Annotated in this window: 21 protein-coding genes; 14 read left to right on the top strand and 7 right to left on the bottom strand. The window is 74.5% G+C overall.

All coding sequences use genetic code 11. The features are described 5' to 3' along the window. The first annotated feature begins 73 nt into the window (after window positions 1-73). Window positions 74-1,336, top strand: a complete 1,263-nt coding sequence (fabF, locus tag AB0C99_RS15525; RefSeq protein ID WP_362475046.1) for a beta-ketoacyl-ACP synthase II — start codon at window positions 74-76, stop codon at window positions 1,334-1,336. A gap of 76 nt (window positions 1,337-1,412) precedes the next feature. On the opposite strand, the gene AB0C99_RS15520 is transcribed toward fabF, so the two are convergent. Next, the gene (locus AB0C99_RS15520) at window positions 1,413-1,907 is read right to left on the bottom strand and encodes a DUF3145 domain-containing protein (protein WP_362475044.1); all 495 of its coding nucleotides are present in this window, start codon (window positions 1,905-1,907) and stop codon (window positions 1,413-1,415) included. 258 nt (window positions 1,908-2,165) lie between these two features. Here AB0C99_RS15520 and AB0C99_RS15515 point away from each other — a divergent pair, with 258 nt between their 5' ends. Then, window positions 2,166-3,047: an SGNH/GDSL hydrolase family protein gene (locus tag AB0C99_RS15515; RefSeq protein WP_362475042.1), complete on the top strand. Its 882-nt coding sequence runs from the start codon at window positions 2,166-2,168 to the stop codon at window positions 3,045-3,047. A gap of 90 nt (window positions 3,048-3,137) precedes the next feature. On the opposite strand, the gene AB0C99_RS15510 is transcribed toward AB0C99_RS15515, so the two are convergent. Beyond that, a complete protein-coding gene (locus AB0C99_RS15510; protein ID WP_362475040.1) occupies window positions 3,138-5,609 on the bottom strand; it encodes a glycoside hydrolase family 3 C-terminal domain-containing protein in 2,472 nt (823 codons plus the stop codon). 102 nt (window positions 5,610-5,711) lie between these two features. Between AB0C99_RS15510 and AB0C99_RS15505 the strand changes: the two genes are divergently transcribed. The 3 genes from AB0C99_RS15505 (at window position 5,712) to AB0C99_RS15495 (ending at window position 8,453) form a co-directional block, all read left to right on the top strand. After that, the gene (locus AB0C99_RS15505) at window positions 5,712-6,290 is read left to right on the top strand and encodes a TetR/AcrR family transcriptional regulator (protein ID WP_362475038.1); all 579 of its coding nucleotides are present in this window, start codon (window positions 5,712-5,714) and stop codon (window positions 6,288-6,290) included. A gap of 166 nt (window positions 6,291-6,456) precedes the next feature. Continuing rightward, on the top strand, window positions 6,457-7,665 hold the full coding sequence (locus AB0C99_RS15500) for a pyroglutamyl peptidase (RefSeq protein WP_362475313.1): 1,209 nt from the start codon (window positions 6,457-6,459) through the stop codon (window positions 7,663-7,665). Between the two features lie 65 nt (window positions 7,666-7,730). Continuing rightward, on the top strand, window positions 7,731-8,453 hold the full coding sequence (locus AB0C99_RS15495) for a carbon-nitrogen hydrolase family protein (protein ID WP_362475036.1): 723 nt from the start codon (window positions 7,731-7,733) through the stop codon (window positions 8,451-8,453). Between the two features lie 174 nt (window positions 8,454-8,627). Here the strand turns inward: AB0C99_RS15495 and AB0C99_RS15490 are convergent, their stop codons facing one another. Continuing rightward, the gene (locus AB0C99_RS15490) at window positions 8,628-10,820 is read right to left on the bottom strand and encodes a M4 family metallopeptidase (RefSeq protein WP_362475034.1); all 2,193 of its coding nucleotides are present in this window, start codon (window positions 10,818-10,820) and stop codon (window positions 8,628-8,630) included. A 159-nt stretch (window positions 10,821-10,979) separates the two neighbouring features. Between AB0C99_RS15490 and AB0C99_RS15485 the strand changes: the two genes are divergently transcribed. Continuing rightward, window positions 10,980-11,945, top strand: coding sequence for a LysR family transcriptional regulator (locus tag AB0C99_RS15485; protein WP_362475032.1), 966 nt, complete (start codon window positions 10,980-10,982; stop codon window positions 11,943-11,945). Window positions 11,946-11,986: 41 nt separating this feature from the next. Here the strand turns inward: AB0C99_RS15485 and AB0C99_RS15480 are convergent, their stop codons facing one another. Then, window positions 11,987-12,778: an EI24 domain-containing protein gene (locus AB0C99_RS15480; protein WP_362475030.1), complete on the bottom strand. Its 792-nt coding sequence runs from the start codon at window positions 12,776-12,778 to the stop codon at window positions 11,987-11,989. A 106-nt stretch (window positions 12,779-12,884) separates the two neighbouring features. Here AB0C99_RS15480 and AB0C99_RS15475 point away from each other — a divergent pair, with 106 nt between their 5' ends. Then, window positions 12,885-15,401 (top strand): M14 family zinc carboxypeptidase, encoded by a 2,517-nt coding sequence (locus AB0C99_RS15475; RefSeq protein WP_362475028.1) that lies wholly within the window; start codon window positions 12,885-12,887, stop codon window positions 15,399-15,401. A gap of 79 nt (window positions 15,402-15,480) precedes the next feature. Here AB0C99_RS15475 and AB0C99_RS15470 read toward each other — a convergent pair whose 3' ends face one another. Together AB0C99_RS15470 and AB0C99_RS15465 are read right to left on the bottom strand one after the other, a co-directional pair. Then, window positions 15,481-15,903 (bottom strand): organic hydroperoxide resistance protein, encoded by a 423-nt coding sequence (locus AB0C99_RS15470; protein ID WP_362475026.1) that lies wholly within the window; start codon window positions 15,901-15,903, stop codon window positions 15,481-15,483. A gap of 63 nt (window positions 15,904-15,966) precedes the next feature. Further along, a complete protein-coding gene (locus tag AB0C99_RS15465) occupies window positions 15,967-16,986 on the bottom strand; it encodes an NADP-dependent oxidoreductase (RefSeq protein WP_362475024.1) in 1,020 nt (339 codons plus the stop codon). An 89-nt stretch (window positions 16,987-17,075) separates the two neighbouring features. Between AB0C99_RS15465 and AB0C99_RS15460 the strand changes: the two genes are divergently transcribed. Beyond that, window positions 17,076-17,504 (top strand): MarR family transcriptional regulator, encoded by a 429-nt coding sequence (locus AB0C99_RS15460; RefSeq protein WP_362475022.1) that lies wholly within the window; start codon window positions 17,076-17,078, stop codon window positions 17,502-17,504. A 187-nt stretch (window positions 17,505-17,691) separates the two neighbouring features. Here the strand turns inward: AB0C99_RS15460 and AB0C99_RS15455 are convergent, their stop codons facing one another. Further along, the gene (locus tag AB0C99_RS15455; RefSeq protein ID WP_362475021.1) at window positions 17,692-18,501 is read right to left on the bottom strand and encodes a hypothetical protein; all 810 of its coding nucleotides are present in this window, start codon (window positions 18,499-18,501) and stop codon (window positions 17,692-17,694) included. A gap of 122 nt (window positions 18,502-18,623) precedes the next feature. Between AB0C99_RS15455 and AB0C99_RS15450 the strand changes: the two genes are divergently transcribed. From AB0C99_RS15450 to AB0C99_RS15425, 6 genes are all read left to right on the top strand, one after another. Then, window positions 18,624-19,214: a hypothetical protein gene (locus tag AB0C99_RS15450; RefSeq protein WP_362475019.1), complete on the top strand. Its 591-nt coding sequence runs from the start codon at window positions 18,624-18,626 to the stop codon at window positions 19,212-19,214. 136 nt (window positions 19,215-19,350) lie between these two features. After that, entirely contained in the window at window positions 19,351-20,394 is a 1,044-nt protein-coding gene (locus AB0C99_RS15445; protein WP_362475017.1) for a rod shape-determining protein, read from the top strand. A gap of 43 nt (window positions 20,395-20,437) precedes the next feature. Continuing rightward, entirely contained in the window at window positions 20,438-21,907 is a 1,470-nt protein-coding gene (locus AB0C99_RS15440) for a GAF domain-containing protein (RefSeq protein ID WP_362475311.1), read from the top strand. 55 nt (window positions 21,908-21,962) lie between these two features. After that, a complete protein-coding gene (locus AB0C99_RS15435) occupies window positions 21,963-23,165 on the top strand; it encodes an MFS transporter (protein ID WP_362475015.1) in 1,203 nt (400 codons plus the stop codon). Between the two features lie 46 nt (window positions 23,166-23,211). Beyond that, window positions 23,212-24,675: an acyl-CoA synthetase gene (locus AB0C99_RS15430; protein WP_362475013.1), complete on the top strand. Its 1,464-nt coding sequence runs from the start codon at window positions 23,212-23,214 to the stop codon at window positions 24,673-24,675. Further along, window positions 24,668-25,450, top strand: a 783-nt coding sequence (locus tag AB0C99_RS15425; protein WP_362475011.1) for a carboxyl transferase domain-containing protein, incomplete at its 3' end; no start/stop codon positions are given. The genes AB0C99_RS15430 and AB0C99_RS15425, both read left to right, overlap by 8 nt.

Below are 25,450 nucleotides of genomic sequence, written 5' to 3'. Positions count from 1 at the left end.
CCCCAGTGTCCCGGCCCGCCACCCAGCGGTGGCGCCGTTTTTCGACCATCACACACATGGAGAAAGAATTCCTGTGAGCTCGACCAATCGCACCGTGGTCGTCACCGGTATCGGCGCAACCACTCCGCTGGGTGGCGACTCCGCTTCCACCTGGGAGGGCCTCCTCGCGGGCCGCTCCGGCGTCAAGCCCCTGGAGGGCGAGCGCTTCGAGCAGCTGCCCGTCCGGATCGCCGCGCGTGCCGCGGTGGACCCCTCCGAGGTGCTGCCCCGCCCGCTGGCCCGCAAGCTGGACCGCTCGGCGCAGTTCGCGCTGATCGCGGCCCGCGAAGCCTGGGCGGACGCGGGCTACACCGCGCCGGCCGGTGAGGACGAGAAGATCGTCCCCGAGCGGCTCGGTTCCGTGATCGCCTCCGGCATCGGCGGCGTCACGACCCTGCTCGACCAGTACGACGTGCTCAAGGAGTCCGGCGTCCGCCGCGTCTCCCCGCACACCGTCCCCATGCTGATGCCCAACAGCCCCTCCGCCAACGTCGGCCTGGAGGTGAACGCCCGCGCGGGTGTCCACACCCCGGTCTCCGCGTGCGCGTCGGGTGCCGAGGCGATCGGCTACGCCGTCGAGATGATCCGCACCGGCCGTGCCGACGTGGTCGTCGCGGGCGGCACCGAGGCGGCGATCCACCCGCTGCCGATCGCGGCCTTCGCCAACATGATGGCGATGTCCAAGAGCAACGACGAGCCCGAGCTCGCCTCGCGCCCCTACGACAAGGGCCGGGACGGCTTCGTCCTCGGCGAGGGCGCCGGCGTCGTCATCCTGGAGTCCGAGGAGCACGCGAAGGCGCGCGGCGCGAAGATCTACTGCGAGGTCCTGGGCCAGGGCCTGTCGGCCGACAGCCACCACATCGCGCAGCCCGAGCCGACCGGCCGGGGCATCGCCGCCGCGATGCGGAACCTCCTCGACTCGACGGACCTCAAGCCGTCCGAGGTCGTCCACCTCAACGCCCACGCCACCTCGACCCCGCAGGGCGACGTCGCCGAGATCAAGGCGCTGCGCCGGGTCCTGGGCGACGACCTGGACCACGTCGCGATCTCCGCGACCAAGTCCATGACCGGCCACCTGCTGGGCGGCGCGGGCGGCATCGAGACCGTCGCGACGGTCCTGGCGCTGCACCACCGCCTGGCCCCGCCGACCATCAACGTCACCGACCTCGACCCCGAGGTCGACGCCGACATCGTCCGCGACGAGCCGCGCGAGCTGCCCCAGGGCACGATCGCCGCGATCAACAACTCGTTCGGGTTCGGCGGCCACAACGTGGTGCTGGCGTTCCGCTCGGTCTGATCCGGCTGACGCGTATACGAAGGAGGCCCACCCCCGGTCGGGGGTGGGCCTCCTTCGTGTGCCGTGCGGGGCGGGCTCAGACCACCTGGTGCAGCCAGCGGACCGGGGCGCCCTCGCCCGCGTAGCGGAAGGGCTCCAGTTCGTCGTCCCAGGGCTTGCCGAGGAGCTTGGCGATCTCGGCCTCCAGGACCGTCTCGCCCTGGGCCGCGCGGGCCAGGGCGGCGCGCAGGCGGTCCTCGGGGATCATGATGTCGCCGTGGATGCCGGTGACGGCGTGGAAGATGCCCAGCGCGGGGGTGGCGCTGTAGCGCTCGCCCTCGGCGGCGGCGGAGGGCTCCGCCGTGACCTCGAAGCGGAGCATCTGCCAGCCGCGCAGCGCGGAGGCCAGCGTGGAGGCGGTGCCGGTGCGCCCCTGCCAGGAGAGCTCGGCTCTCCAGGTGCCGGGGGACGCCGGCTGGCGGATCCAGTCGAGCTGGACCCTCGCACCGAGGACGCCCGCGACCGCCCATTCGACGTGCGGGCAGAGCGCGCGCGGTGCGGAGTGTACGTACAGGACTCCACGTGTCGTCACCGGGACCTCCAGTGTGGGACGAGGTTCGCCTTGCCCAGCGGCCTCAGTAAACACATCGGACGTAGATCTTCGCAAACCCCCAAAAAGGGGACAGCATGTGACGTGATGTAATTTACCGGACCCGATCGGCCGAGGCGCCTCTGGTTCGACGGGGGAAAAGCTACCGTGCCGCACCCACATCGCGGTGACGTACCGTCGGTCGGAAGCGGGTGGACACGAACCTTTCACCCGCCAGGACGCCGAGGAGGGGCCCCGGGGATGCGCGGGCGACAGGGAATCCGTACCACCGCCGCCGCGGTCGCGCTGCTGTGCGCCGCGACGCTGGCGGGCTGCTCGGCGGGCGACGGGCGCCCGGAGGCCGCCGCCTCCGCGCCCCGGCCGACACCGAAGCCGTCACCCTCCTGGGACCCCTCCCCCGGCTCCCTGGCGGCGGTCGGGGACTCCATCACGCGCGCCTTCGACGCCTGCGGGGTGCTGTCCGACTGCCCGGAGGTCTCCTGGGCGACCGGCACCGATCCGGCCGTCGGCAGCCTCGCGGTGCGGCTGCTCGGGCCCGAGGGCGCGGCGGCGAAGAGCTGGAACCTGGCCGCGACCGGGGCCCGGATGGCGGAGCTGCCGGAGCAGATGGCCGCGGCGGCGGCCCGGCGCCCGGAGCTGGTCACGGTGATGATGGGCGCGAACGACGCCTGCCGCCCCGGGCCCGAGCTGATGACCCCGGTCGAGGACTTCCGGGCCTCGTTCGCGGCGGCGCTGGGCCGGCTGCGGGCGGGGGCGCCGAAGGCGCAGGTGTACGTGGCGAGCCTGCCGGACCTGAAGCGGCTGTGGGCGACCGGCCGGGTCAGCCCGCTGGGGCGCCAGGTGTGGGGGCTCGGGGTGTGCGGCTCGATGCTGGCGGACCCGGAGGACCTGGGCCCGGCGGCGGAGGCGCGGCGGAACCGGGTGCGGGACCGGGTGGTGGCGTACAACGAGGTGCTGCGCGAGGAGTGCGCGAAGGACGCGCGCTGCCGCTACGACGGCGGGGCGGTCTTCGGCTTCGCCTTCGAGGACGGGCAGCTCAGCCGCTGGGACTGGTTCCATCCGAGCCGGGACGGCCAGGCGCGGCTGGCGGAGCTCGCGTACCGCCGGATCAGCACGGCGTAGCGGCCGCGGGCCCGTCAGGGCCGGGACGGGCCGCGGCCCCGGGGCGGGAGTCAGGTGCCGCCCCGGGGCCGGTCTCGGGGACCCGGGAGGTCAGAGCTCCAGGGTCGCGGTCAGCCGGGCGTCGGCCAGCGAGTGCGCCGCCAGGACCTGGTAGGCGCCGGTGACGAGGGTCCAGGTGTTCGTCTCCTCGTCCCAGATCTCGAAGGCGCGGCGCGGCAGCTCGACGGTCGTCTCGACGGTCTCGCCGGGGCCCGCCTCGACGCTCGCGAAGGCGGCCAGCCAGCGGGCCGGGCGCTCGACGGAGTCGTTGACCGGGGCCAGGTAGAGCTGGACGGTCTCGCGGCCGGTGCGCTCGCCGGTGTTGGTGAGGCGGACGGTGGCGGTGTCCTCGGTGACGACGAGGGAGTCGTACGTCCAGGTGGTGTAGCCGAGGCCGTGGCCGAAGGCGTACGCGGGGACGGCGCCGGCCTTGTCCCAGGCGCGGTAGCCGATGAACACGCCCTCCTCGTAGTGGAGTTCGCCGTCGGTCGGGGTGACCTCGGTGACGGGGACGTCGGCGAGGGCGACGGGCCAGGTGGTGGGCAGCCGGCCGCCGGGCTCCTCGGCGCCGGTGAGGACGTCGGCGAGCGCGGCGCCGCCCTCCTGGCCGGGGAACCAGCCGAGCAGGACGGCGGCGACCTCCTCGCGCCAGGGCAGCTCGACCGGGGAGCCCGCGTTGACGACGACCACGGTGTTCGGGTTGGCGGCGGCGACGGCCCGGACGAGGTCGTCCTGGCGGCCCGGGAGGGCGAGGTCCTTGCGGTCGAAGCCCTCGGACTCGACGCGCTCGGTGGTGGCGACGACCACGACGGCGGTCTCGGCGGCGCGGGCCGCCTCGACCGCTTCGGCGATCAGTTCGTCGGGGTCACGGCGGGGACCGAGGTGGACGAAGGAGAACATGACGGCCGGGAGCGGGGCCGCGAACTCCTTGTCGAGGGTGTGCAGCAGGGAGACCTCGACGGTCTCGCCCGCGGTGAGGGCGACCCGGGCGCGCTCGACGGGCGAGCCGAAGAACGCCTCGAAGGGGTCGGTCTCGGGGCCGATGGCCTGGACGCCCTCGTAGCGGGTCTCCCCGGCGACGGCGAGCGCGAAGGCGCCGAGGCCGCGGGTGCCGAAGGAGTGCTCGCCGGTCTCGCGGGGCGTGAAGGAGCCGATGACCTCGATGGAGGCGAGGGCCTCGTGGGTGACGCCGGCCGGGAGGTCGTCGCCGATCCACTGGACCTGGCCGTTGGGCAGGGTGCCCTCGCCCAGGACGGTGCCGGCCGCGTCGCGGCAGACCGCGCGGAGGGTGAAGCCCTGGTCGGCGGGGGTGAGCTCCTCGCTGGGGTCGGCGCCGACGTGGAAGGTGAGGGCGCCGTCGGGGAGCGCGGCGGTGAGGCCGTCGAGCGGGGAGACGACGTGGTCGGGGAAGACCTGGGCCGAGCCGCCGCCGAGGACCCGGGCGTCGCGGGCGGCGGCGCCGGAGAGGGCGACGGTGCCGGGCCTGAGCGGCAGGGCGGCGTTCTCGTTGCGGACGAGGACGAAGCCGCGGCGGGCGACCTCGCGGGCGAGGGCGTCGCCGTCGATCGCGGCGGGCGGCTCGGGGACGGCGGCGGGGGCGCCTTCGAGGGCGCCGACGCGGGCGGCGAGCCGGAGCACGTTGCGCACGGCCGCGTCGACGGCGGACTCCTCGACGTCGCCGGTGCGCACGGCGGCGGCGAGCGCCTCGCCGTAGACGGTGTGCGGGCCGGGCATGGCGACGTCCATGCCGCCCTCGATGTCGCCCTTGGTGTCGCGGGCGGCCATCCAGTCGGAGACGTTGTAGCCGTCGAAGCCCCACTCGCCGCGCAGCACCTCGTTGACGAGGTGGCGGTGCTCGGTCATCGTCGTGCCGTTGACCCGGTTGTAGGCGGTCATAATGCCCCAGGGGTGGGCGTTCCTGACGATGGCCTCGAAGGGCGCCAGGTAGAGCTCGCGGAGCGGGCGCGGGGCGATCTTGTTGTCGACGGTGAAGCGGTCGGTCTCGGCGTCGTTGCCGACGTAGTGCTTGACGGTGGTGCCGACACCGCCGTCCTGGACGCCCTGGACGTAGCCGGTGCCGATGGCGCCGGTGAGGTACGGGTCCTCGCTGTACGCCTCGAAGTGGCGCCCGCCGAGCGGGGTGCGGTGCAGGTTGACGGTGGGGGCGAGGAGGACGTGGACGCCCTTGCGGCGGGCCTCCTGGGCGAGCAGCCGGCCCGCCCGGCGGGCGAGCGCGGGGTCCCAGGTGGCGGCGAGGGCGGTCGGGGACGGCAGGGCCACGGAGGGGTCGTCGGCGGTCCAGCGGACGCCCCGGACGCCGATCGGGCCGTCGGACATGACCAGGGAGGCCAGGCCGATCTCGGGCAGCGCGGGGAGCGACCACATGTCCTGGCCGGCGAGCAGCCGGGTCTTGGTGTCCAGGTCGAGCTTGGCCAGGGCCGCCTCGACGGCCTCCTCGCGCACGATGTCCGCGTTCGTCTCCGGCACGGCCGTACCTCCTCGTTGAAGTGCTGGTGCCGCCATGGTGACTCGCCTACCTGTAGATCGGTAGGTTACGTTACTGTTTCGTTACTATCGAATGCCGTACGGTCCTCCTGACAGGGACCTTCGAAGGGGGACGGAGCCATGGCCAGGGCCAGGAGCGAGGAGCGGCGGACGGAGATCGTCCGCGCCGCCTTGGCGGTGATCGCCGAGCGCGGCTACCGGGGCGCCTCCCTCGGCGCGGTCGCCGAGCGGGTCGGGCTGACCCAGCAGGGGCTGCTGCACTACTTCCCGACCAAGGAGGCGCTGCTCGTCGCCGTCCTGGAGGAGCGCGACCGCTGGGACACCAGCGGCGGGCGGGACCGGGAGCGCTGGCGGCTCGACCTCATGGAGTCGCTCGTCGAGTACAACGCGATGCGCCCCGGCATCGTGCAGACCTTCTCCGCGCTGCTCGGCGAGAGCGTCACCGAGGACCACCCGGCCCGCGCCTTCTTCACCGAGCGCTACACCCAGGTGCGGGAGAACATGGCGGACGTGCTGCGCGCCGAGTACGGCGACGAACTGCCCGGCGGGCTCACCCCGGAGCGGGTCGCCCCGCTGCTCACGGCGGTCATGGACGGGCTCCAGTACCAGTGGCTGCTGGACCCGGACGCGGTCGACATGGGGGCCTCCTTCCGGGACTTCCTGGCGCTGCTCACGCAGGACTCGAAGCACCCGGGCTGACGGACGAGCCCGACGGACGCCCCTGACGGACAACGGGGCGCGTCCTGGCGGGAATCGGGGAGGGGAAGCGATACTTCCGGCGGCCCGTCACCGCCGCACGGAAGGACCTTCGTTGTCCCCGATACGCAGCACGCTCGCCCTCGCCCTCGCCGCCGCCTCGCTCGCGGTGGGCGCCCCGCCCGCCACGGCCGCCCCCTCCCCCGCACCGGATCCCGCCCCCGCCGTCACCGCCGAGGAGGCCCGGCTCGACCGGGCCGTGCCGCGGGAGGTCCTGCGCCGCAGCGGATTCGACTCCCTGGCACCGGAGTTCGCCGCCGCGCTGGCCCGCGCCCGCACGGTCCGGCAGGCCGAGGACACCGTCGTACGGTACGGATCCGGGCTGTGGCGGCGGGCCGTCGACCGGGCGCAGGGGCGCGGGCCGCTCCACGGCGACCTGTCCCGGGACGACGACCGGCCGCTGTACTGGGCCCGGCTCGCCCTCACCCGCGAACTGCGCGGCTGGCGCCCCGGGTTCGCGGTCACCGACGAGGGCCGGGCCCGGCTCATGGACCGGCTGGAGCGCGCCTCGCGCGGGCAGGACTCGATCCGCTACCCGGCGGGCAAGGGGGGCAAGGGCGTCAAGCGGATCCTGCTGACCGGCTTCGACCCCTTCACGCTCGACCGGGACGTGCGGATCAGCAACCCCTCCGGGGCCACCGCGCTCGCCCTGGATGGCACCTGGCTGCGCACCGCCGACGGCTCGCTCGCCCGGGTCGAGACCGCCGTCTTCCCGGTCCGCTGGGCCGACTTCGCGGACGGCACGGTGGAGCGGACGCTGCGCCCGCACCTGGCGGAGGTCGACCTCTTCACCACGGTCAGCCAGGGCCGCCCCGGCCGCTTCGACATCGAGCGCACCAACGGCGCCTGGCGCGGCGGCTTCCCGGACAACGAGAACGTGTCGGAGACCGGGACGGTGCCCGTGGCCGGTCCGGCCGCGCAGCCCCAGTGGACCTCGACGACCCTCCCGTACGCGGCGATCACGGCGGCGGCGACCGGGCGCTTCCCGGTCTACGACAACACCTCGGTGACCGAGGTCCCGGCCGGCGCGGACACCCCCGTGGTGCGGCCCGACGGCCCGACACCAGGCTCGCTGGCGCGGGCGGGCGGCGGCGGGAACTACCTCTCCAACGAGATCGCCTACCGGGCCACCCTGCTGCGCGACCGGCTCGGCCTGACCGGGCTGCCCGGCGGGCACGTGCACACGCCGGTGCTCCAGTTCGGCGCCGCCAACGCGGACCCGGCGACGGGGACGGTCACCGACCCGGAGTTCGTCCGCAACCGGCTGGACGTCATCGCCCAGGTGCGGGCGATCGTGGCGGTGGCGGCGGGGTCCTGACCGGCGGAGCTAATACTCTCTCAGCTCTGTTGATCCTTACCCGGCGGCGCGGGATGATGGCGGCCATGATCGTCGCAGCCACCCAGTTCGCCCCGGCCGCCGGGGACATCGCCGCCAACGTCCGCACCGCCGCCGGGCTCGTCAGGGCCGCCGGGGCCGAGGGGGCCAGGGTCGTCGTCTTCGCCGAGCTGGCCCTGACCGGCTACGAGCCGAGCCTGATCCGGGACACCCCCGCCCTGGTCCTCACCGAGGACGACCCGCGCCTCGAACCGCTGCGGGCGGCCTGCCGGGAGGCGGGGGCGGCGGCCGTCGTCAACGGGCCGGTGCGGACGGCCTCGGGGCGGCCGGGCATCACCACGCTGGTGATCGGCCCGGACGGCTCGCTCCTCGCCCGCTACGACAAGCGGCACCTGTACGGGGTGGAGGCGGAGGTCTTCGCTCCGGGCACCGCCGACGGGCGCTTCACGCTCGACGGGGTCCGGTTCGCCACCGCCACCTGCTACGACAACCGCTTCCCTGAGCTGGCCGAGCGGGCCGCCGCCGACGGCTGCGCGGTCTATCTGGCCAGCTCGGTGCTGGGCGCCGGCAACGACTCGTTCGAGACGGTCTACCCGGCGCGGGCCCGGGACTTCGGGCTGCACGTGGTCCTCGGCAACGTGCTGGGGGCCAACGAGGACGGTGTCGGCGCCGGGCGCGCGGGCGCCTGGGGCCCGGACGGGCGCAGGACCGCCGACGCGGGCGGCACGGAGCCGGGGTACGCGCTGGCGGAGGTGCCGGACGGCCGCTGACGGGGGAGGCACCGGCCGCCCGGCGCGCGGAGTCCGCGCGCGCCCGGGGCACGCGCGGACGCGCCGGAGGACCGGCGCGCGGAAACGCCGGACGACCGGTGCGGGACCACCGGCCGTCCGGCTCGGGGCGCCCGCCGCGGAACCCCCGGTCCGCGACGGCGCCCCGACCCCGGTTTACGGGGCGCTCAGACCCAGCGTGTACGCGCCGGAGCCGCTGTAGGCGTGGACCACATAGCGGTAGTAGCCCGCGGTGCCGTTGTAGGTGACGTCCTCGTCGGCGCTCGCCGTGCCGCCGACCGCGACGTCGACCCAGGCCGAGCCGTTCCACTTCTGCAGGTAGAGGTCGAAGTCCGCGGCGGCCGGGCCGCGCAGGCAGCCGGTGTGGGTGCCGGAGGTGGCCGAGTAGTAGTACGAGCCGTCCGGCTGGGCCTGGGCCTGACCGGAGGCGAGGGTGCCCTGGTACGTGTACTCGGCGTTGTCGCAGCCGCCGGGCTGCGGGTTGCCGGAGCCGACGGTCAGCTGGTAGGTCACCGTGTGGGTGGCCGAGCCGGTGCCGGTGACGGTGATCGCGTACGTGCCGTTGGGCGTGCCGGCCCCGGTCTGCACGGTCATCGTCGAGGAGCCGCCCGAGGTCACCGAGGACGGGCTGAAGGAGACGGTGGTGCCGCTCGGGGCGCCGCTCACGGAGAGCTGCACGGTCTGCGCGCTGCCGCCGGTGGTGCTCGTGTTCACCGTGGAGGTGGCCGAGGCGCCCGGCTGGACCGAGCCGGAGGCCGGGTTCAGGGCCAGCGAGAAGTCCGGGGTGGTGGTGCCGCCGCAGTCGGTCTCACCGGACTGGGCGGGGACGCCGATCGCGTTCCAGGCCGCCTTCACCGCGTTGCACTCGGCGCTGCCGTACGTGTTCTTGGCGCTGGAGAGGGTCGCCTTGCGGGCGGCCAGGTGGTTCCAGGACGAGGTCTTCATCAGCAGCGCGCCCATGAAGATCTTGCCGGCCTTCTGGATGCCGATGCCGGTCACCGAGGAGGGGCCGCCGGAACAGATGGGGCTGGCGGGCTTGCCGCCGCCCGGGTTGGAGCCCTCGGCGAGCAGGTAGAACCAGTGGTTCTGCGGGCCGGCCGCCGCGTGCACCTCGGTGCCCGAGCTCAACTGGGTGTAGCAGTTGGGGTCGTTGTTGGCGAGCGAGGGGTTGTACATGTAGCGGATCGGCTTGTTGTCGCCGAGGAAGTTCAGCTTCTCGCCGACCGTGTAGTCGGGAGTGTCGTTCGGGTTGTTGGCGAAGTGCTCGGTGAGCGCGCCGAATATGTCCCCGGTGGACTCGTTCATGCCGCCGTTCTCGTTGGACGAGCCGGAGCTGCCGGGGGTGCGGTCGAAGATCTCGTGACCGTACTCGTGGGCCACCACGTCGATGCCGGTGAGCTGCATCGTGCCGTTCTGGTTGCGCCCGTACGTGGTCTTGGTGCCGTCGTAGTAGGCGTTGACCTCGCTCAGCCCGGCGCGGGCCGGGACCATGCCGCCCTGCCCGTTCTGGCCGTTGTAGCCGAACCACTGCTTGAGCATGTCGGACTCGCGCTGGGCCGCGTACATGATGTCGACGCAGGCGGTGACCAGGTCGTTGGCGGTGCCGTTGCCCCAGGGCGAGGAGCCGGTGTAGGCGCTGCCGTTCTGGCCGCCGCACTTGAAGGAGCCGCGGCTGGTGTCGGTCATGGAGCCCGCGGCGGTGTCGATGGTGACGTTGCCGTTGTGGTAGCCGCGCCCGTCGGCGTGCAGGATCTTGTCGGTGGCGCGGGCGACGGCGCCGGTGCGGGCGTCGACGTACGTGTCCAGCGAGCTCGGCAGGTCCTTGGCGGTGCGGCCGACGACCAGGGTGTGCCAGGTGAGGACCGGCTTGTTCCCCTTGAGGAGCACGGTCAGCTCCGGGGTGCTCGCGCTCTCGACCGAGGCGAGCTGCCCCCGGGCGGTGGCCAGCGCGGCGGCGGAGCTCACGGTGGCCTTGGTGGAGAGCCTGATCGCCGGGGCGGGCGCGGAGGTGACGTCGCGGACCTTGCCCGCGCTGTCGGAGAGGACCACGGCGTCGCCGCCGGCCACCGGCAGCCCCTTGTAGGTGCGCTGGTAGGTGGCGTAGTACAGGCCGCCGCTCCAGGGGGTGACGGCGGTGCGGACGAGCTCCTCGTCCACACCGTGGCGCAGTCCGTCGAGGCCGCTGTCGGCGGCCTTGTCGGCGGCTGCCAGCGCGAGGGACTTGCCGTGCCCCGGCGGTACGGGCCGCGGCGCGGGCGCCGCGGCGGATGCGGTGCCCGCGAGGGTGCCCGCGAGGCTCGCCGTGAGGGCGAGCGCCGCGACGGCCGCCGAGAGTCTGGTGGGGTGCACGTCTGCTCCGATCAGGGTGGGGGGGGGAGACGGTGGGACGCCCGAGTATGTGCGTGGACATGGCAAGTCGGGGACATCCCACCGGACATAAGACGCGCGTTATGGTCGGGTCCCGCCGAACCCTGCCGCCGACCCTCATCCGCTGCGTACGCTGCTGAAATGCAGCTGGAGTTGAGGCATCTCGAAGCGGTCTGCCGGATAGCGGAGACGGGCAGTCTGGGGCGCGCGGCGGCCCGCCTCGGGGTCTCCCAGCCCGCGCTGTCCGCGCAGTTGCGGCGGATCGAACGGGCCACCGGCGGCGAGCTGTTCGTGCGCGGCCGGCACGGCGTGGACCCCACCCCGCTCGGCGAGTTCGTGCTGGCCAAGGCGCGCCGGGTGCTCGGCGAGATGGACGCCCTCGCGGCCGGCGCCCGCGCCGCCGAGCCGCACCCGACGCTGCGGCTCGGCTGCATCCTGCTGGTGCTGGTGGACCGGCTGCTCGGGGAGCTGGACCAGGAGCTGGAGCTGGAGGGCCAGGAGATCGCGGTCAGCATCGAGCACTCGGTGACCACGCTCAGCCGGATGCTCGGCGCCGGGCAGTACGACGCCATCGTCTACGGGGAGTGCAACGACCACGAGGTGCCGCTGCCGGAGGGCACCGCGGCCCGCACCCTGATCCCCAAGGAGCCGTTCTGCGTGCGCATGTCGGCGGCCCACCCGCTGGCCGCGCGGGAGCGGGTGGAGCTCGCGGACCTCGCGGGCGAGACGTGGATGACGCTGGTGGAGGACGACGACGGCGGCCCGGAGGCGCTGGTCGCCGCCTGCCGCAAGGCCGGGTTCACCCCGACGCTGCGCTACCGGATCGCCGACCGCAAGATGCACTACGACCTGATCGCGGGCGGCCGGGCGATCTCGGTGAGCCAGCCCACGGCGCCGCCCGCCGAGGGGACCGTGCTGCGCCCGCTGGCGGGCGACCCGATCACGGGCCGCATCCGGCTCGCCTGGAACCGGGCGGCGGTCTCCGAGCGGCGGGCCGGGCTGCTGTACCGGGCGGCGGGCCGCGCCTATCTGGCGAACGTCCCCACCAACGACTTCCACCGGGCCTGGTGGGACTCCCGCCCGGAACTGCACCCGGTGCTGGACTGAGGGGGACGGGGGCCGGGGGCCGGGCGTACGGGAGCGGGCGCTCAGGCGCCGGAAGGGGCGCCCGCGCCCGCCTCGGCGTCCGTCGGCTCGGCGTCCGTCTCCCCGTTGAGCTCGCGGGCCATCAGGGTCGCCCCCGCGACCGCGCCCGGCATCAGCAGCACGGCCACGAAGGGGACGAGGAAGGCGAGGGTGAGCGGCAGCCCGAAGCCGATCGCGGCCATCCGGCGGCCCCGCAGCAGGCCCAGCCGTTCCTTGAGCTCGACGCCCCGGCGCTGGAGCGCGACCGCGGTCAGCTCCTCGGCGAGGAAGAAGCCCGAGACGCAGAAGCCGATCGCCGGGACGACGGTCTGGCCGGCCACCGGGATGAAACCGGCGGCGAAGAGCAGCACGCCGTACAGCGCGACCCGGAACAGCACCCGCAGGCTGTCGCGGGCCGAGATCCACAGGTCCTTCCAGAGCGGCAGCCCCGACTCGGGCACGTCGCCGCCCCGGCTGCGGTCGACCTCCTCGGACAGCGACTCGTAGAAGGGCTGCCCGACCAGGAGCGTGACGGCGGTGAAGGTGATCACCGCGAGGAAGAGCCCGAGGGCGAAGACCAGGAAGGTCAGGGTGCCGCGCAGCACGCCCTGCCAGGGCGAGCTCCAGTCGTCGGCGAAGGGGGTGGCCCAGGCCGTCAGGTCGTCGGCGCCGTAGAAGAGGCCGATGAGCGCCCCCACGTAGAGGACGAAGGTGACCAGTCCCGGCAGCAGCCCGAAGCCGAACCACCGCCCGTGCCGGCCGACCCACTTCTGGCCTTGCACCAGGTAACCGAAACCCACCCCGAAATCGCGCATGGTGGTCACCCTAACGGCGGTCGACCGGACGCCCTCTTGTTGTTCCCGAGTTGAGACGGTAGACCCCTCCGTAATGATCATCGGACCATCACGGAGGTTCGCACGCATGGCACGACCCCGTTCCGTTCTGATCGCCACGACCTGCGCCGCGCTCGGCGCGCTGGTCCTGACCGCGCTCCCGGCGAGCGCCGCGCCGCCGGGCCCGCCGGGCCCCCGGCCCCATCCCGTACGGGAGGACGGCGGGACCGACGACACCGCGGCCTCCCTGCCGCCCCGGGCGCTCGGCACCCTGGACCGGGCCGCGGACCCGGCCGCCGCGGCCCGCCCCGGCGCGGGCTACCCCCGGCGGACCGCCCTGACCGTGCCGCCCGCCGACCCGGCCGACAAGTCGCTGAAGCTGGGCCTCGCCCCGTATCACGCGCTCGCGCCGCGCCTCAACGCGCTCCAGCGGCTGGGCGACCGGGTCAGCGTCGAGGTCGCCGGGCGCTCGGCCGGCGGGCACGAGCTGTATCTGGTCACCGTGACCGCGCCGGAGTCCGCCGGGCAGAGCCGCGAGCAGGAGCGGATGCGCGAGAGCATCGAGAACGCGCCCGCCTCGGCCGCCAAGGACCCCCGGATCAAGGCCGCGTACAAGACGCCGGTCCTCATCAACAACAACATCCACGGCAACGAGTGGGAGGGCACCGACGCGGCCCTGAAGCTCATCGAGGAGCTGGCCACCGCCACCGACCGCAAGACCGCCGGGCTGCTCGCCCGGACCCGGATCTACCTGAACGTGACAGCCAACCCGGACGGCCGGATCGCGGGCACCCGCGCCAACGCCGACGGCTTCGACCTCAACCGGGACTTCGTCACCGCCTCCCAGCCGGAGGCGCGGGCCATCCGCCGGATCGCCATCGACAAGCAGCCGGCCGTCATGCTCGACCTGCACGGCTACGTCAACGGCACGCTGATCGAGCCGACCACCCCGCCGCACGGCGAGAACTACGAGTACGACCTGTTCCTGAAGAACTCCTACGCCAACGCGCTCGGCATGGAGAAGGCCGTCAACGGGCTCGGCTACACCCCGGCGAAGGACGGCGTCGAACCCGCCGTCATCCCGTTCCGGGACATGCCGGAGGGCTGGGACGACTGGCCGCCGATCTTCACCCCGCAGTACATGCCGTTCCAGGGCGCGGTCGCCGCGCACACCGTCGAGTTCCCGATGGCGGTGAACAACGAGGAGTACGACACGCTGCCGGTGGCCGAGCTGCGCCGCCGCTCGGCGATCAACACGGCGATCGCGGGCGCGGCCATGCGGGCCACCCTCGACTACACGGACGCGCACCGCGCCTCGGTGCTCGCGGACCAGATCGAGACCTTCCGGCGGGGCGCGGCGGGCGAGCCGCAGCGGCCGGTGTCGCCGGAGACGGTGCCCGGGGTGCCGGGGATCGGCCCGGAGGACGTGTACACGACCACGTTCCCGCGCGCGTACGTGATCCCCGCCGGGCGCTCGCAGAGGTCGGCGGTCGCGGCGGCGCGGCTGGTGGACCACCTGCTCGCCAACGACGTGCGGGTGGGGCAGGCCAAGGACGGCTCGTACGTGGTGGACCTGCGGCAGCCGAAGCGGGGCATCGCCAACGTGATCCTGGCGGACGGCCGGGACATCAGCGCCGACGTGTCGACGATGTACGACATCTCGGGCTGGAGCCTGGGCCGGCTGTGGGGCGCGACGGTGCGGACGGTGGAGCGCGGCCCGGTCCCGGCCGTGGCGCGCGCGGTCCACGCGGCGGCGCCGACCGGCTCGGTCGCCCCGCGCGGCGACCTGCTGCTGCGGCTGGACGACCCGAAGGAGCTGGCGGCGCTGAACGCGCTGCTGGCGCGCGGGGTCGCGGTGCGCCGCACGGAGCACGGGGCGGCGGTCGTGCCGGGCTCGGCGCGGCAGGCGGCCCGGGAGCTCGCGGAGCGGTACGGGGTGGTGTTCGCGGCCACGAAGGAGCGGGGCACGGCGCCGCTGGCCCGCACCCGGGTGGTGGCCTCGGCGGCGTCGGGCGAGCTGTTCGCGCTGCGGGAGATGGGCTTCGAGGTGGTCCCGGTGTCGGCCGAGCGGCTGAACGCGGGCTTCCGCTGGGCGCCCGGGGACGTGCTGTACGTCTCGCGGGGCCTGGACTGGGCGGAGCTGACCCCGGCGGCGCGGAGCGCGCTGCGGGCGGGCGGCGCGGGCGTGGTCGCGGTCGGGGCGGACGGCGCCGCCTTCAACGCGGCGGCGGGGCTGCTGCGGGTCACGGCCGTCGCGGGCAACGAGGACGCCAACGGGGTGGTGCGGGTGCGCGCGGCGGACTCACCGCTGGCCTCGGGCGCCCCGGGGCACGCCTTCGTCTACGGGCCGCTGTGGTTCACCGGGCTCGGGGCGGGGGTGCGGGCGGAGCTGACGTACGCGCCGGTCGCGCCGCTGGTCGCGGGCCACTGGCGGGCCTCGGCGGACGGCACGGGCGGTCCGGCGGACGCGGCCGGGCGGGCCGCGGCGGTGAGCGGGCGGGCCGGGTACGGCGCGCCGGTGGCGCTGATCGGCACGGAGCCGCTGTTCCGGGACCACCCGAAGGGCTCGTTCGCCCTGGTGGGACGGGCCCTGCTGGCCCGCTGACGGGCGTGCGCGGGCACACGTGAAGGAGGGCCGCACCTCGGTCGGTCGGGGTGCGGCCCCCTTCTACGGTATCCCGTGATCAGACCGCGAGCTCCACGGTGATGTTCCCGCGGGTGGCCTTGGAGTACGGGCAGACCTGGTGGGCCTTCTCGATGAGGCTCTTCGCCGTCTCGGCGTCCACGTTCGGAATGGTCGCCGAGATCTTCACGATGATGCCGAAGCCCTCGTCGTTCTTGCCGATGCCGACCTCGGCGGTGACCGTCGAGCCGGACACGTCGGCGTTCTCGTTGCGCGCGACGACACCCAGGGCGCCCTGGAAGCAGGCGCTGTACCCGGCGGCGAAGAGCTGCTCGGGGTTGGTGCCGGCGCCGGAGCCGCCCATGGCCTTCGGCGGGTTCACGACGACGTCGAGCTGCCCGTCGTCGGTGGAGACCCGGCCGTCGCGGCCGTTCTCGGCGGTGGCGACGGCGGTGTAGAGGACGTCGGAGTGCTGGATGGACATGCTGGTGTCTTCCTTCTTCGTTCGCCGCGACTCGCGCCCACGATCGCGACGGCTGAGGGAAGACTAACGGGTCACCGAGACGATCATCTTTCCGGTGTTCTCGCCGCGGAGCAGGCCGAGGAAGGCGTCCACGCCGTTCTCGATGCCCTCGACGGCGGTCTCGCCGTACTTCAGCTCGCCGGAGCGCAGCCAGCCGCCGACCTCCTGGACGAACTGCGGCTGGAGGCCGTAGTGGTCGCCGACCAGGATGCCCTGGAGGCGCAGCCGCTTGCCGATGATCATGGCCATGTTGCGCGGGCCGGGGACCGGCTCGGTGTCGTTGTACTGCGCGATCATGCCGCAGAGGGTGGCGCGGCCGTGCACGTTGAGCGAGGAGATCGCGGCTTCGAGGTGGTCGCCGCCGACGTTGTCGAAGTAGACGTCGATGCCGTCCGGGGCGGCGGCGCGGAGCTGCTCGGCGACCGGGCCGTTCTTGTAGTTGAAGGCGGCGTCGAAGCCGAGCTCCTCCACCAGCCAGGTGACCTTCTCGTCGGAGCCGGCCGAGCCGATGACCCGGGAGGCGCCCCTGAGCTTCGCCATCTGGCCGACCTGGCTGCCGACGGCACCGGCGGCGCCGGAGACGAAGACTGCGTCGCCCTCCTTGAAGGAGGCCACCTCGAAGAGGCCCGCGTAGGCGGTGAGGCCCGGCATCCCGAGGACGCCGAGGTACGTGGAGAGGGGGGCGAGCTCCGGGTCGACCTTGGTGGCGTGCTGGGCGGGCACCTCCGCGTACTCGCGCCAGCCGAGGCCGTGCAGCACGTGGTCGCCGACCGCGAAGCCCTCCGCGTTGGACGCGACGACCTCGCCGACCGCGCCGCCGTCCATGGGGCGGTCGAGCTGGAACGGGGGGATGTACGACTTGGTGTCGTTCATCCGGCCGCGCATGTACGGGTCGACGGAGAAGTGCAGGTTGCGCACGAGGACGCGGCCCTCGGCGGGCTCGGCGACCGGGGTCTCGCGCAGGGCGAAGTCCGCGGGCACGGGCCAGCCATGCGGACGGGAGACGAGGTGCCACTCACGGCTGGACGCGGGCAGTGCGGACATCGGCGGAGCCTCCTAAGAATGCTTCATGAACTCAAACAACCATGCGCCTCAATATTTCATGTTGTCAAGTATCGGAGTACGATGCGGCCATGCCCACCACACGTACGGACCCCCTGACGCTGGAAGTCGTGGAGCTCATCGGCACCGTCGTGGCGCGCTACCACGACGAGTACGAGGAGGCCGCCGCCCGGCACGCCCTCACCGGCGCGCAGGCCCGCGTCCTCGGCCTGCTCGCCCTGGAGCCCACGCCGATGCGGAAGATCGCCGACAAGCTGAAGTGCGAGCCGTCGAACGTGACGGGGATCATCGACCGGCTGGAGGCCCGCGGCCTCGCGGAGCGCCGCCCCGACCCCGCCGACCGCCGGGTCAAGGTCGCCGCCCCCACCGAGGAGGGCCGCGAGGTCGCCCGCCGGCTGCGCGACTCGCTGCACTTCGCCCGCGAGCCGCTCGGCGAACTCACCGAGACCGAGCGCACCCTCCTGCGCGACCTGCTGAAGCGGATGCTCGGCACGGTCTAGGGCCTGTCCGGCGGATCAGGGTCGGACAGGGCGCGGCGTCTGGTGCGGTGCATCGCAAGGCGCCGGAGCGTCTCGATAGCGGAGCTATTGGGGCGTTTCGGCAACGCGGCGAGGTGCCGTGCCAGACGCCGCGACCCCGGCCATGATCCGCCGGACAGGCCCTAGTCGCGCCGGGCGCCGACAGGCCCTAGACGCACCACCACAGGAAGCGGGTGCACGTCGGTGACGGGCTCGGGGCCGGGGTCGGCGGGCCGCTCGGGCCCGTCGCCGTCGGGGCGGGGCCGGTCGCCGTGGGTGTGGTGGTGCCCGAGGGCGTCCCGGAAGGTGTCGCGGCGGGGCCCGTGGGTGTGCCGGTCGCGCGCGGGGAGCCGCCGGTGGCCCGCGGCGAGGCGCCGGAGCCCGCCCCCTCCCCCGTATCCCCCGTGCCGGAGCCCGTGCCGGGGCCGGTCCCCGTGCCGCCGCCCGAGCCGCGCGAGGCGCGGCCGGTGGACGTCGGGGCGGGGGCCGGGGGCCCGGTGCTCCCGACCGCGTCGGGGTCTTCGGGGCCCTCGGGTCCGTCGGGGGGCGCGGCGCTCTCCGAGGGCGGCGGCTGCTCCGGGTCCAGGGGCGCCTCGACGCCGTCCGCCTCCTGGACGGCGGTGGCGGGGCCGCCCGCGTCCGGCTCCAGGGCCAGCCGCGCGGCGCTCAGCGCCCCGGCCGCGAGCACCAGGCCGAGGGTGCCGAGCAGGACCGCGCGCCCGCGCCGGGCCCGCGCCCGGCGCCCGCTCCGGCCCGCGCCGCGCGCGCCCCGGCGTGCGGCGGCCCGCCCCGGCGGCTCCAGCGGGCCGAGCTCGTACGCGGCGCCGAACTGCGCCCCGGCGGGCGGTGTCGGGGGCGGCGGCTGCGGCGCGGCGGCCGGGCGGGGGGCGCGGTGCCGCAGCTCCTCGACGGGGGTCCCGCAGCCGGCACAGGCCAGGGCGCCGTTGAGATGCCGTCGGCACGAGTGGCAGTAGTCCATGGCGCCCGCAGGCTATGCGTCCCGTCGGCCCGGCAGATAGCCGCAGAGGTGAGGATCCTGTGAGGAAACCGCAGGTCGGCGGCGTGCCGTCGCGAATCTCCCGCTTCGGGCAGGATGGGCGCATGACCCCTGCCGCCCCCTTTGGACCGGCCGAGTTCCAGCTCGTCCTGCTCCGCCGGATGGCCGACCACCAGCCGGAGCTCGTCGAGGACGCGCTGCGCGCGCTCGGCGCCACCCGCACCGCGATGCGCGAGGCGAACAAGCGCTGGCAGGCGCGGGCGCACGCCCGGCGCGGACCGGGCGAACTCGACCGCTACCGCGCCGCGCTGGGCGCCCCGGAGTCCCGCCGGCCGGTCCCGGGGCTGCCGGCCGGGCACGAGGCGTGGGCGTGGCCGGTGCCGCTCTGGCCGGAGCTCCGCTTCACGGTCTGCGCCGGTCCCGGCCGCGCCGTCTGGTCCCGGACCCTGACCAGGGCGCCGGGCTCCCCCGTACCCGAACTGCGCACGGCGGCCGACCTGCTGCCCTGGCGGTGCACGGTGGACGAGGTGTACGCGGCGTTCCCCGGCGCCCGGGTCCGCGAGCAGCCCTCCCCCACGCTGACCCGCCTGGACCTGACCCTGCCCGACGGCTCGGCGTGCTCGGCCGAGTTCGCCTGGGGCCTGCTCCAGCGGCTGCCGCCCGCGACACCCCGCGAAGCACTGACCCGAGCCTGACCCTCCGTCAGTGAAGCGGCACCCCCGGGCGGCGCAGCACAGCGCGCGCCCGGGCCGGGGCGGCAGCACGATGCCAACAGGACCGCGCTCCGCGCACCGCCTCGCCCGTGCCAGCACCGCACTCCGGAGGAACGCCGTGACCGTCAGCCTTGAGCAGCTGCGCCGCTGCCATGTCGCCGTCGACCTGGGGGCAGCCCGCACCCGGGTCTTCGTCAAGGGCGCCGGACTCGTCGTCGACGAGCCGTCCGTCGCCGCCGTCAACACCCGCACCGGCGCGCTGATCGCCGTCGGCGCGCTCGCCGAGAAGATGACCGGCCGCACCCCGGACTACATCCGGGTGGTCCGCCCGGTCTCCGGCGGCACCGTCGTGGACATCGAGATGGCCCAGCGGATGCTCCGTCACCTGCTGGGCGACAAGCTCCGCCGCCAGCTCCGCCGCAAGCCCCGGCTGCGCGCCGCCGCCTGCACCCCGCACGACAGCGACCCGCTCGCCCAGCGCGCCGCCGTGGAGACCCTGGTCGGGCTCGGCGCCCGCCGGGTCGAGCTGGTGGACACCCTGATCGCGGCGGCCGTGGGCTGCGGGCTCCCGGTGGAGCAGCCCACCGCGACCATGATCATGGTGTGCGGGGCCGCCGCCACCCAGGTCGCGGTGCTCTCGCTCGGCGCGATCGTCACCGCCGAGCGGGTCCCGGTCGGCGGCGAGGCCATCGACCACGCGATCGTCCAGCACCTGCGCCACCACCACGAGCTGATGCTGCCGAGCCAGTCGGTGCGCCCGCTGCAAGTGGCCCTGCACGGCAACGGCCTGACGCTCCAGGGCCCGACGTACACCGAGATCCACGGCCGCGACGTGGCCACCGGCCTGGCCCGGTCGGTGACCGTCGACACCGCCGCCGTGCGGGAGGCCATCCAGACCCCGCTGACCGCCGTCCTGGACGGCATCGGCAAGGTGCTCCGCGACTGTCCGCCGGACCTGGTGGCCGACCTCGCGGACCGGGGGATCATGATGGTCGGCGGCAGCGCCCTGCTGCCGGGGCTCGACCAGATGCTGCGCGAGGCCACCGGGATGCCCGTGCACATCGCGGAGCGGCCCGACGTCTGCGCCGTGCTGGGCCTGGGTGCGATGCTGGAGGGGAAGATCCAGCCGCTCGTGCTCGACCCGCTGGCCGAAAGCGAATAGCCACGGGCAGGGTGTTTTGTACGACAATGACCCCATGTCGATCATGGACGAGAGCGGTGCCGGGCAGCGGCCGCGCACCGGACGGCCCGGACGGCCCGACGCCTCCCCGGTCCCCCGGCTGCCCGTGCTGCTCGAAGCCGTCCTCGGCGTCGGCAGCGAGCTCGAACTGCGCGGCACCCTCCAGCACCTCGTGGAGACCGCGACCCAGCTGACCGGCGCCCGCTCCGGGACGCTCGGGGTCCTCGACCCCGAGCGCGGGACCGTCACCGACCGGTACACCTCCGGCGGCGACGGGCAGCCGCTCCCCGAGGGACCCGATGACGCCAATGCCGAGGACGCCGACGGCACCGACGTCCTCGCCGTGCCCATCCGCGTGCACACCGAGGTCTTCGGCCACCTCCGCCTCACCGGCGGGCACGAGGGCTCCTTCACCGAGGAGGACCGCAGCCTGCTGCGCGTCCTCGCCACCCAGGCGGGCATCGCCATCGGCAACGCGCGCCTGTACGAGACCGCCCGGCAGCGCGAGCGGTGGATCGAGGGCGCCGCCGCCGTCACCACGGCCCTGCTCGCCGAGGAGCCCGCCGAGAACGCCCTGATGACCGTCGCCGAGCGGGCCAGGCTGCTCGCCGGCGCCTCCGCCGGGGTGGTGCTCCAGCCCACCGAGGAGGGCGGCATGGAGATCGTCGCCGCCTCCACCACCGACGACCCCGGCGACCTCGTCGGCACCGCGATCGCCCCCGGCTCCCCCGTCCTGGTCCAGCTCCTCGGCGGCGAGCCGGTGTTCATCGAGGACTCGGCCAGCGACCCCCGGATGACCACCCACGTCCGCAGCCGCTTCGGCCCCTCGATGATGCTGCCGCTGCAGAGCGGCGGGAAGCTCATCGGCACCCTCGCCCTGCCCCGGCGGCGCGGCGACGCCCCCTACACGGCGGTGGACCGGCTGCTCGCCGCCCAGTTCGCCTCCCACGCGGCCCTCGCCCTGGTGCTCGCCGACGCGCAGCACGACCGGGAGCGGCTCGCCGTCTACGAGGACCGCGACCGGATCGCGCGCGACCTGCACGACCTGGTCGTCCAGCGCCTGTTCGCCACCGAGATGATGCTGGAGTCGACCCGCCGCAGGGCCGACGGCGCCTCCGACGAGGACACCCTCCTCGAACGGGCCGTGGACGAGCTGGACTCCACCATCCAGGAGGTCCGCACCACGATCTTCGCCCTCCAGCAGCCCCCGGCGGACGCCCCGACCTCCTTCCGCGGCCGGGTGCTGCGGGAGACCGGCGGGGCCGCCGCCCTGCTCGGCTTCCAGCCCTCCGTGCACTTCTCCGGCGCCGTCGACACCCTCGCCGACGACACCTCCGCCGACCGGCTGCTCGGCGCCCTGCGCGGGGCCCTCGCCGCCGCGCACCGCCGCCCAGGCGTCGGCTCCGTGACCGTCGAGGTGACGGCGGACGAGAACGGCCTGCGCCTGCGCGCGGCGGACGACGGCACCCCGCCCGCCGTCACGGAGTGGCCCTGACCCGTCCGGCGTAACCCGGCGCGCAGCGGCCCGCCGCCGCCCCTTGACTGGGGACGTGGACACCGAAGCGAAGATCCCCGTGGCCGCCTACCGCAACCTCGTCCTGGCGACCATCGGCTTCACGCTCACCTTCTGGGCCTGGGACCTGATCGCCCCGCTCGCGAGCTGGTACGGGGACCGGCTCTCGCTGAGCTCCTTCGAGCAGTCGCTGCTCGTCGCCGTCCCCGTCCTGGTCGGCTCGCTCGGCCGGATCCCGGCGGGCGCGCTCACCGACCGGTACGGCGCCCGGAAGATGTTCCCGCTGGCCGCGGCGCTCACCATCGTGCCCGTCCTGCTGCTGACCGTCGTCAAGGACTCGTACGCCCTGATGCTGGTCGTCGGCTTCCTGCTGGGCATCGGCGGCACCACGTTCGCCATCGGCATCCCGCTGGTCAACTCCTGGTTCCCGCCCGCCAAACGGGGCTTCGCCCTCGGGATCTTCGGCATGGGCATGGGCGGCGTGGCCCTGTCCGGCTACTTCACCCCGAGGATCGCGAAGCACGGCGAGAACCTCCCCTTCCTCGTCGTGGCCGTCGCCCTCGCCGCGTACGCCGTGCTCGCCGCCCTGCTCATCACCGACCGCCCCGACCGCCCCGTCCCCGCCGCGTCCCTCGCCCACCGCCTCGGCGAGGCCGGCCGGCTGCGGGTCACCTGGGAGCTGTCGGCGCTGTACGCGATCGGCTTCGGCGGCATCGTGGCGTTCGGCGTCTACCTCCCCACGTACCTGAAGACCTGGTACGAGCTCGACCCCACCGACGCGGGCACCAAGGCCGCCGGGTTCGCCCTGGTGACCGTCGTCTTCCGCCCCATCGGCGGCTGGCTCTCGGACCGCGTCCACCCCGCCCTGGTGACGGCCGTCGCCCTGGCCGTCGTCGCCCTCCTGGCGATCGTCCAGGCTTTCGACCCGCCGCTGAACCCGGGCGGCACCACCGCCCTGCTCCTCATGGCCGCCGGGCTCGGCACCGCGAGCGGCTCCGTCTTCGCCCTGGTCTCCCAGGTCACCCCGCAGGCCAAGGTGGGCAGCGTCACGGGCATCGTGGGGGCGATGGGCGGCCTCGGCGGCTTCGTCCCGCCCCTCGTCATGGGCGCCATCTACAGCGCCAAGGGTTCGTACTCGATCGGCTTCATGCTGCTGTCCGACCTCGCCCTCGCGGGCTGCGTCTACGCGTACGGCCGGATGCGGAACGTCCGCCCCGAGGGCGACCCGGCCCCGAGGTGAGCAAGGTCGCAGCGCGCCGCCCCTGACAGGTGGGCAGAATGCCCCCATGAGCGCCCTGTTCCCGGCCCTGGGGGCCGCACTCGACCGCACGGCCCTGCGGTTCGGCGACGAGACCCTGACGTACCCGGAACTGGCCCGCGCCTCGGCCGCCCTGGCGGCGCGGCTGACCGGCCCCGGACGGTACGCGGTCTGGGCCACGCCGACCCCGGAGACCGCCGTCGCCGTCGTCGCCTGCCTGCTCGCCGGGGTCCCCGCCGTCCCGCTCAACCCCCGCACCGGCTCGGCGGAGCTGCGCCACATCCTGGACGACAGCCGCCCGGCGGCCGTACTCGCCGGCGCGGCCGACACCCTGCCCCGGGAGGCGGCGGCCCTGCCCAGGATCGACGTGGACACCCACGCCCACGCCCGCCGCGCCGAGGAGGCACCGAGGCCCCCCGAATCCCCGGCCCTGATCGTCTACACCTCCGGCACCACCGGCCCGCCCAAGGGCGTGGTCCTCTCCCGCCGGGCCGTGACCGCCTCCCTGGACGCCCTGGCGGACACCTGGCGGTGGACGGGCCGGGACGTCCTCGTGCACGCCCTCCCCCTCTTCCACGTGCACGGCCTGGTCCTCGGGATCCTCGGCCCGCTGCGGCGCGGCGGCGAGGTCCGCCACCTGGGCGCGTTCTCCCCCGAGGGCGTCGCCCGGGAACTCGGCGACGGCGGGACCATGCTGTTCGGCGTCCCCACCATGTACCACCGCCTGGCCGAGGCCCTCCCCCACGACCCGGCCCTCGTCAAGGCCCTCACCGGCGCCCGGCTGCTGGTCTCCGGCTCGGCGGCGCTGCCGGTCCGCGACCACGAGCGGATCACCGCGGCGACCGGCCGCACGGTGATCGAGCGCTACGGCATGACGGAGACCCTCATGAACACCTCCGTCCCCCTGGCCGGCCCCCCGCGCCCGGGCTCGGTGGGACTCCCCCTGCCAGGAGTCGACCTCCGCCTGGTGACGGAAGAAGAACCCCCTCACCCCACCCCCACCCAGTCGATCGGCGAGAGGATCGGCGAGACGATCGGCGAAATCCAGGTGAGGGGCCCGAACCTCTTCACCGCCTACCTCAACCGCCCCGACGCCACGAGGGAGGCGTTCACCGAGGACGGCTGGTTCCGCACCGGGGACATGGCGGTACGGGACGCCGACGGCCACGTCCGGATCGTCGGCCGCAAGGCCACCGACCTCATCAAGAGCGGCGGCTACAAGATCGGGGCGGGCGAGATCGAGAACGCCCTGCTCGACCACCCCGGGGTGCGCGAGGCGGCCGTCACCGGCGTGCCCGACCCCGACCTGGGCGAGCGGATCGTGGCCTGGGTGGTCCCCGCCGACCCCGACCGGCCCCCGGGCCCCGAGGAGCTGGCCGACCACGTGACGAGGCTGCTGGCCCCGCACAAGCGCCCGCGCGAGGTCCGCTACCTGACCGCGCTGCCCCGCAACGACATGGGCAAGATCCTCAAGAAGGCCCTCGATGGCTGACCGCCTCACCGCCCGCGAGGCCGTCGCCCTGGTCGCCGACGCCTTCGAACCGGCCCCCGCGCCACCCGCCGACCAGCCGCCCGACGGCCCCCTCGGCTGGACCGGCTACGACGCCTCCCGGGCCCGGGCCGCCGAACGCACCGGCGAGGACGAGTCCGTGACGTACGGCAGGGCGACCGTAGGCGGCCGGCCCTGCGTCCTGGCGGTCTTCGAGTTCGGCTTCCTCGGCGGCTCGCTCGGCCGCGCGGCGGGCGACCGCCTGGTGGCGGCCTACGACACGGCCGCCACCCTCCGCCTGCCCCTGCTCTCCCTGGTGGCGACGGGCGGCAGCCGGATGCAGGAGGGCATGATCGCCCTCACCCAGCTCCAGCGGATCGCCGCGGCGGCGACGAGGCTGCGCGCGGCGGGCCTGGCCCATGTGACGGTGCTGCGCGACCCGTCGACCGGCGGCGGCTGGGCCACCGTAGGGGCGGGCGCCGACGTGATCCTGGCCCTGCCGTCCGCCCAGGTGGCCTTCGCGGGCTCCCGGGTCCGCCCACCGGACGCCGACCCCGCCGCGTACACGGCGGAGGACCAGCACGCCCACGGCCACGTGGACGCCCTCGTACGACCACAGGACCTCCGAAGCACCCTCACCCTCTGGCTCACCCTCCTCGGAAAGCGGACGACGGCGGGAAGGGCGCCGGAGTCTCCGCGGGGGCAGGGGGTGTCCGGACGTGGCGGCGCCCGGAGCGAGCGAAGCGAAGCGGAGGTCGCAGTCCGGACACCCCCTGCC

It is taken from the genome of Streptomyces sp. NPDC048659, assembly GCF_040650575.1.
Taxonomy (GTDB): Bacteria; Actinomycetota; Actinomycetes; order Streptomycetales; family Streptomycetaceae; genus Streptomyces.
This window is presented reverse-complemented; position numbering and strand designations above follow the sequence as displayed.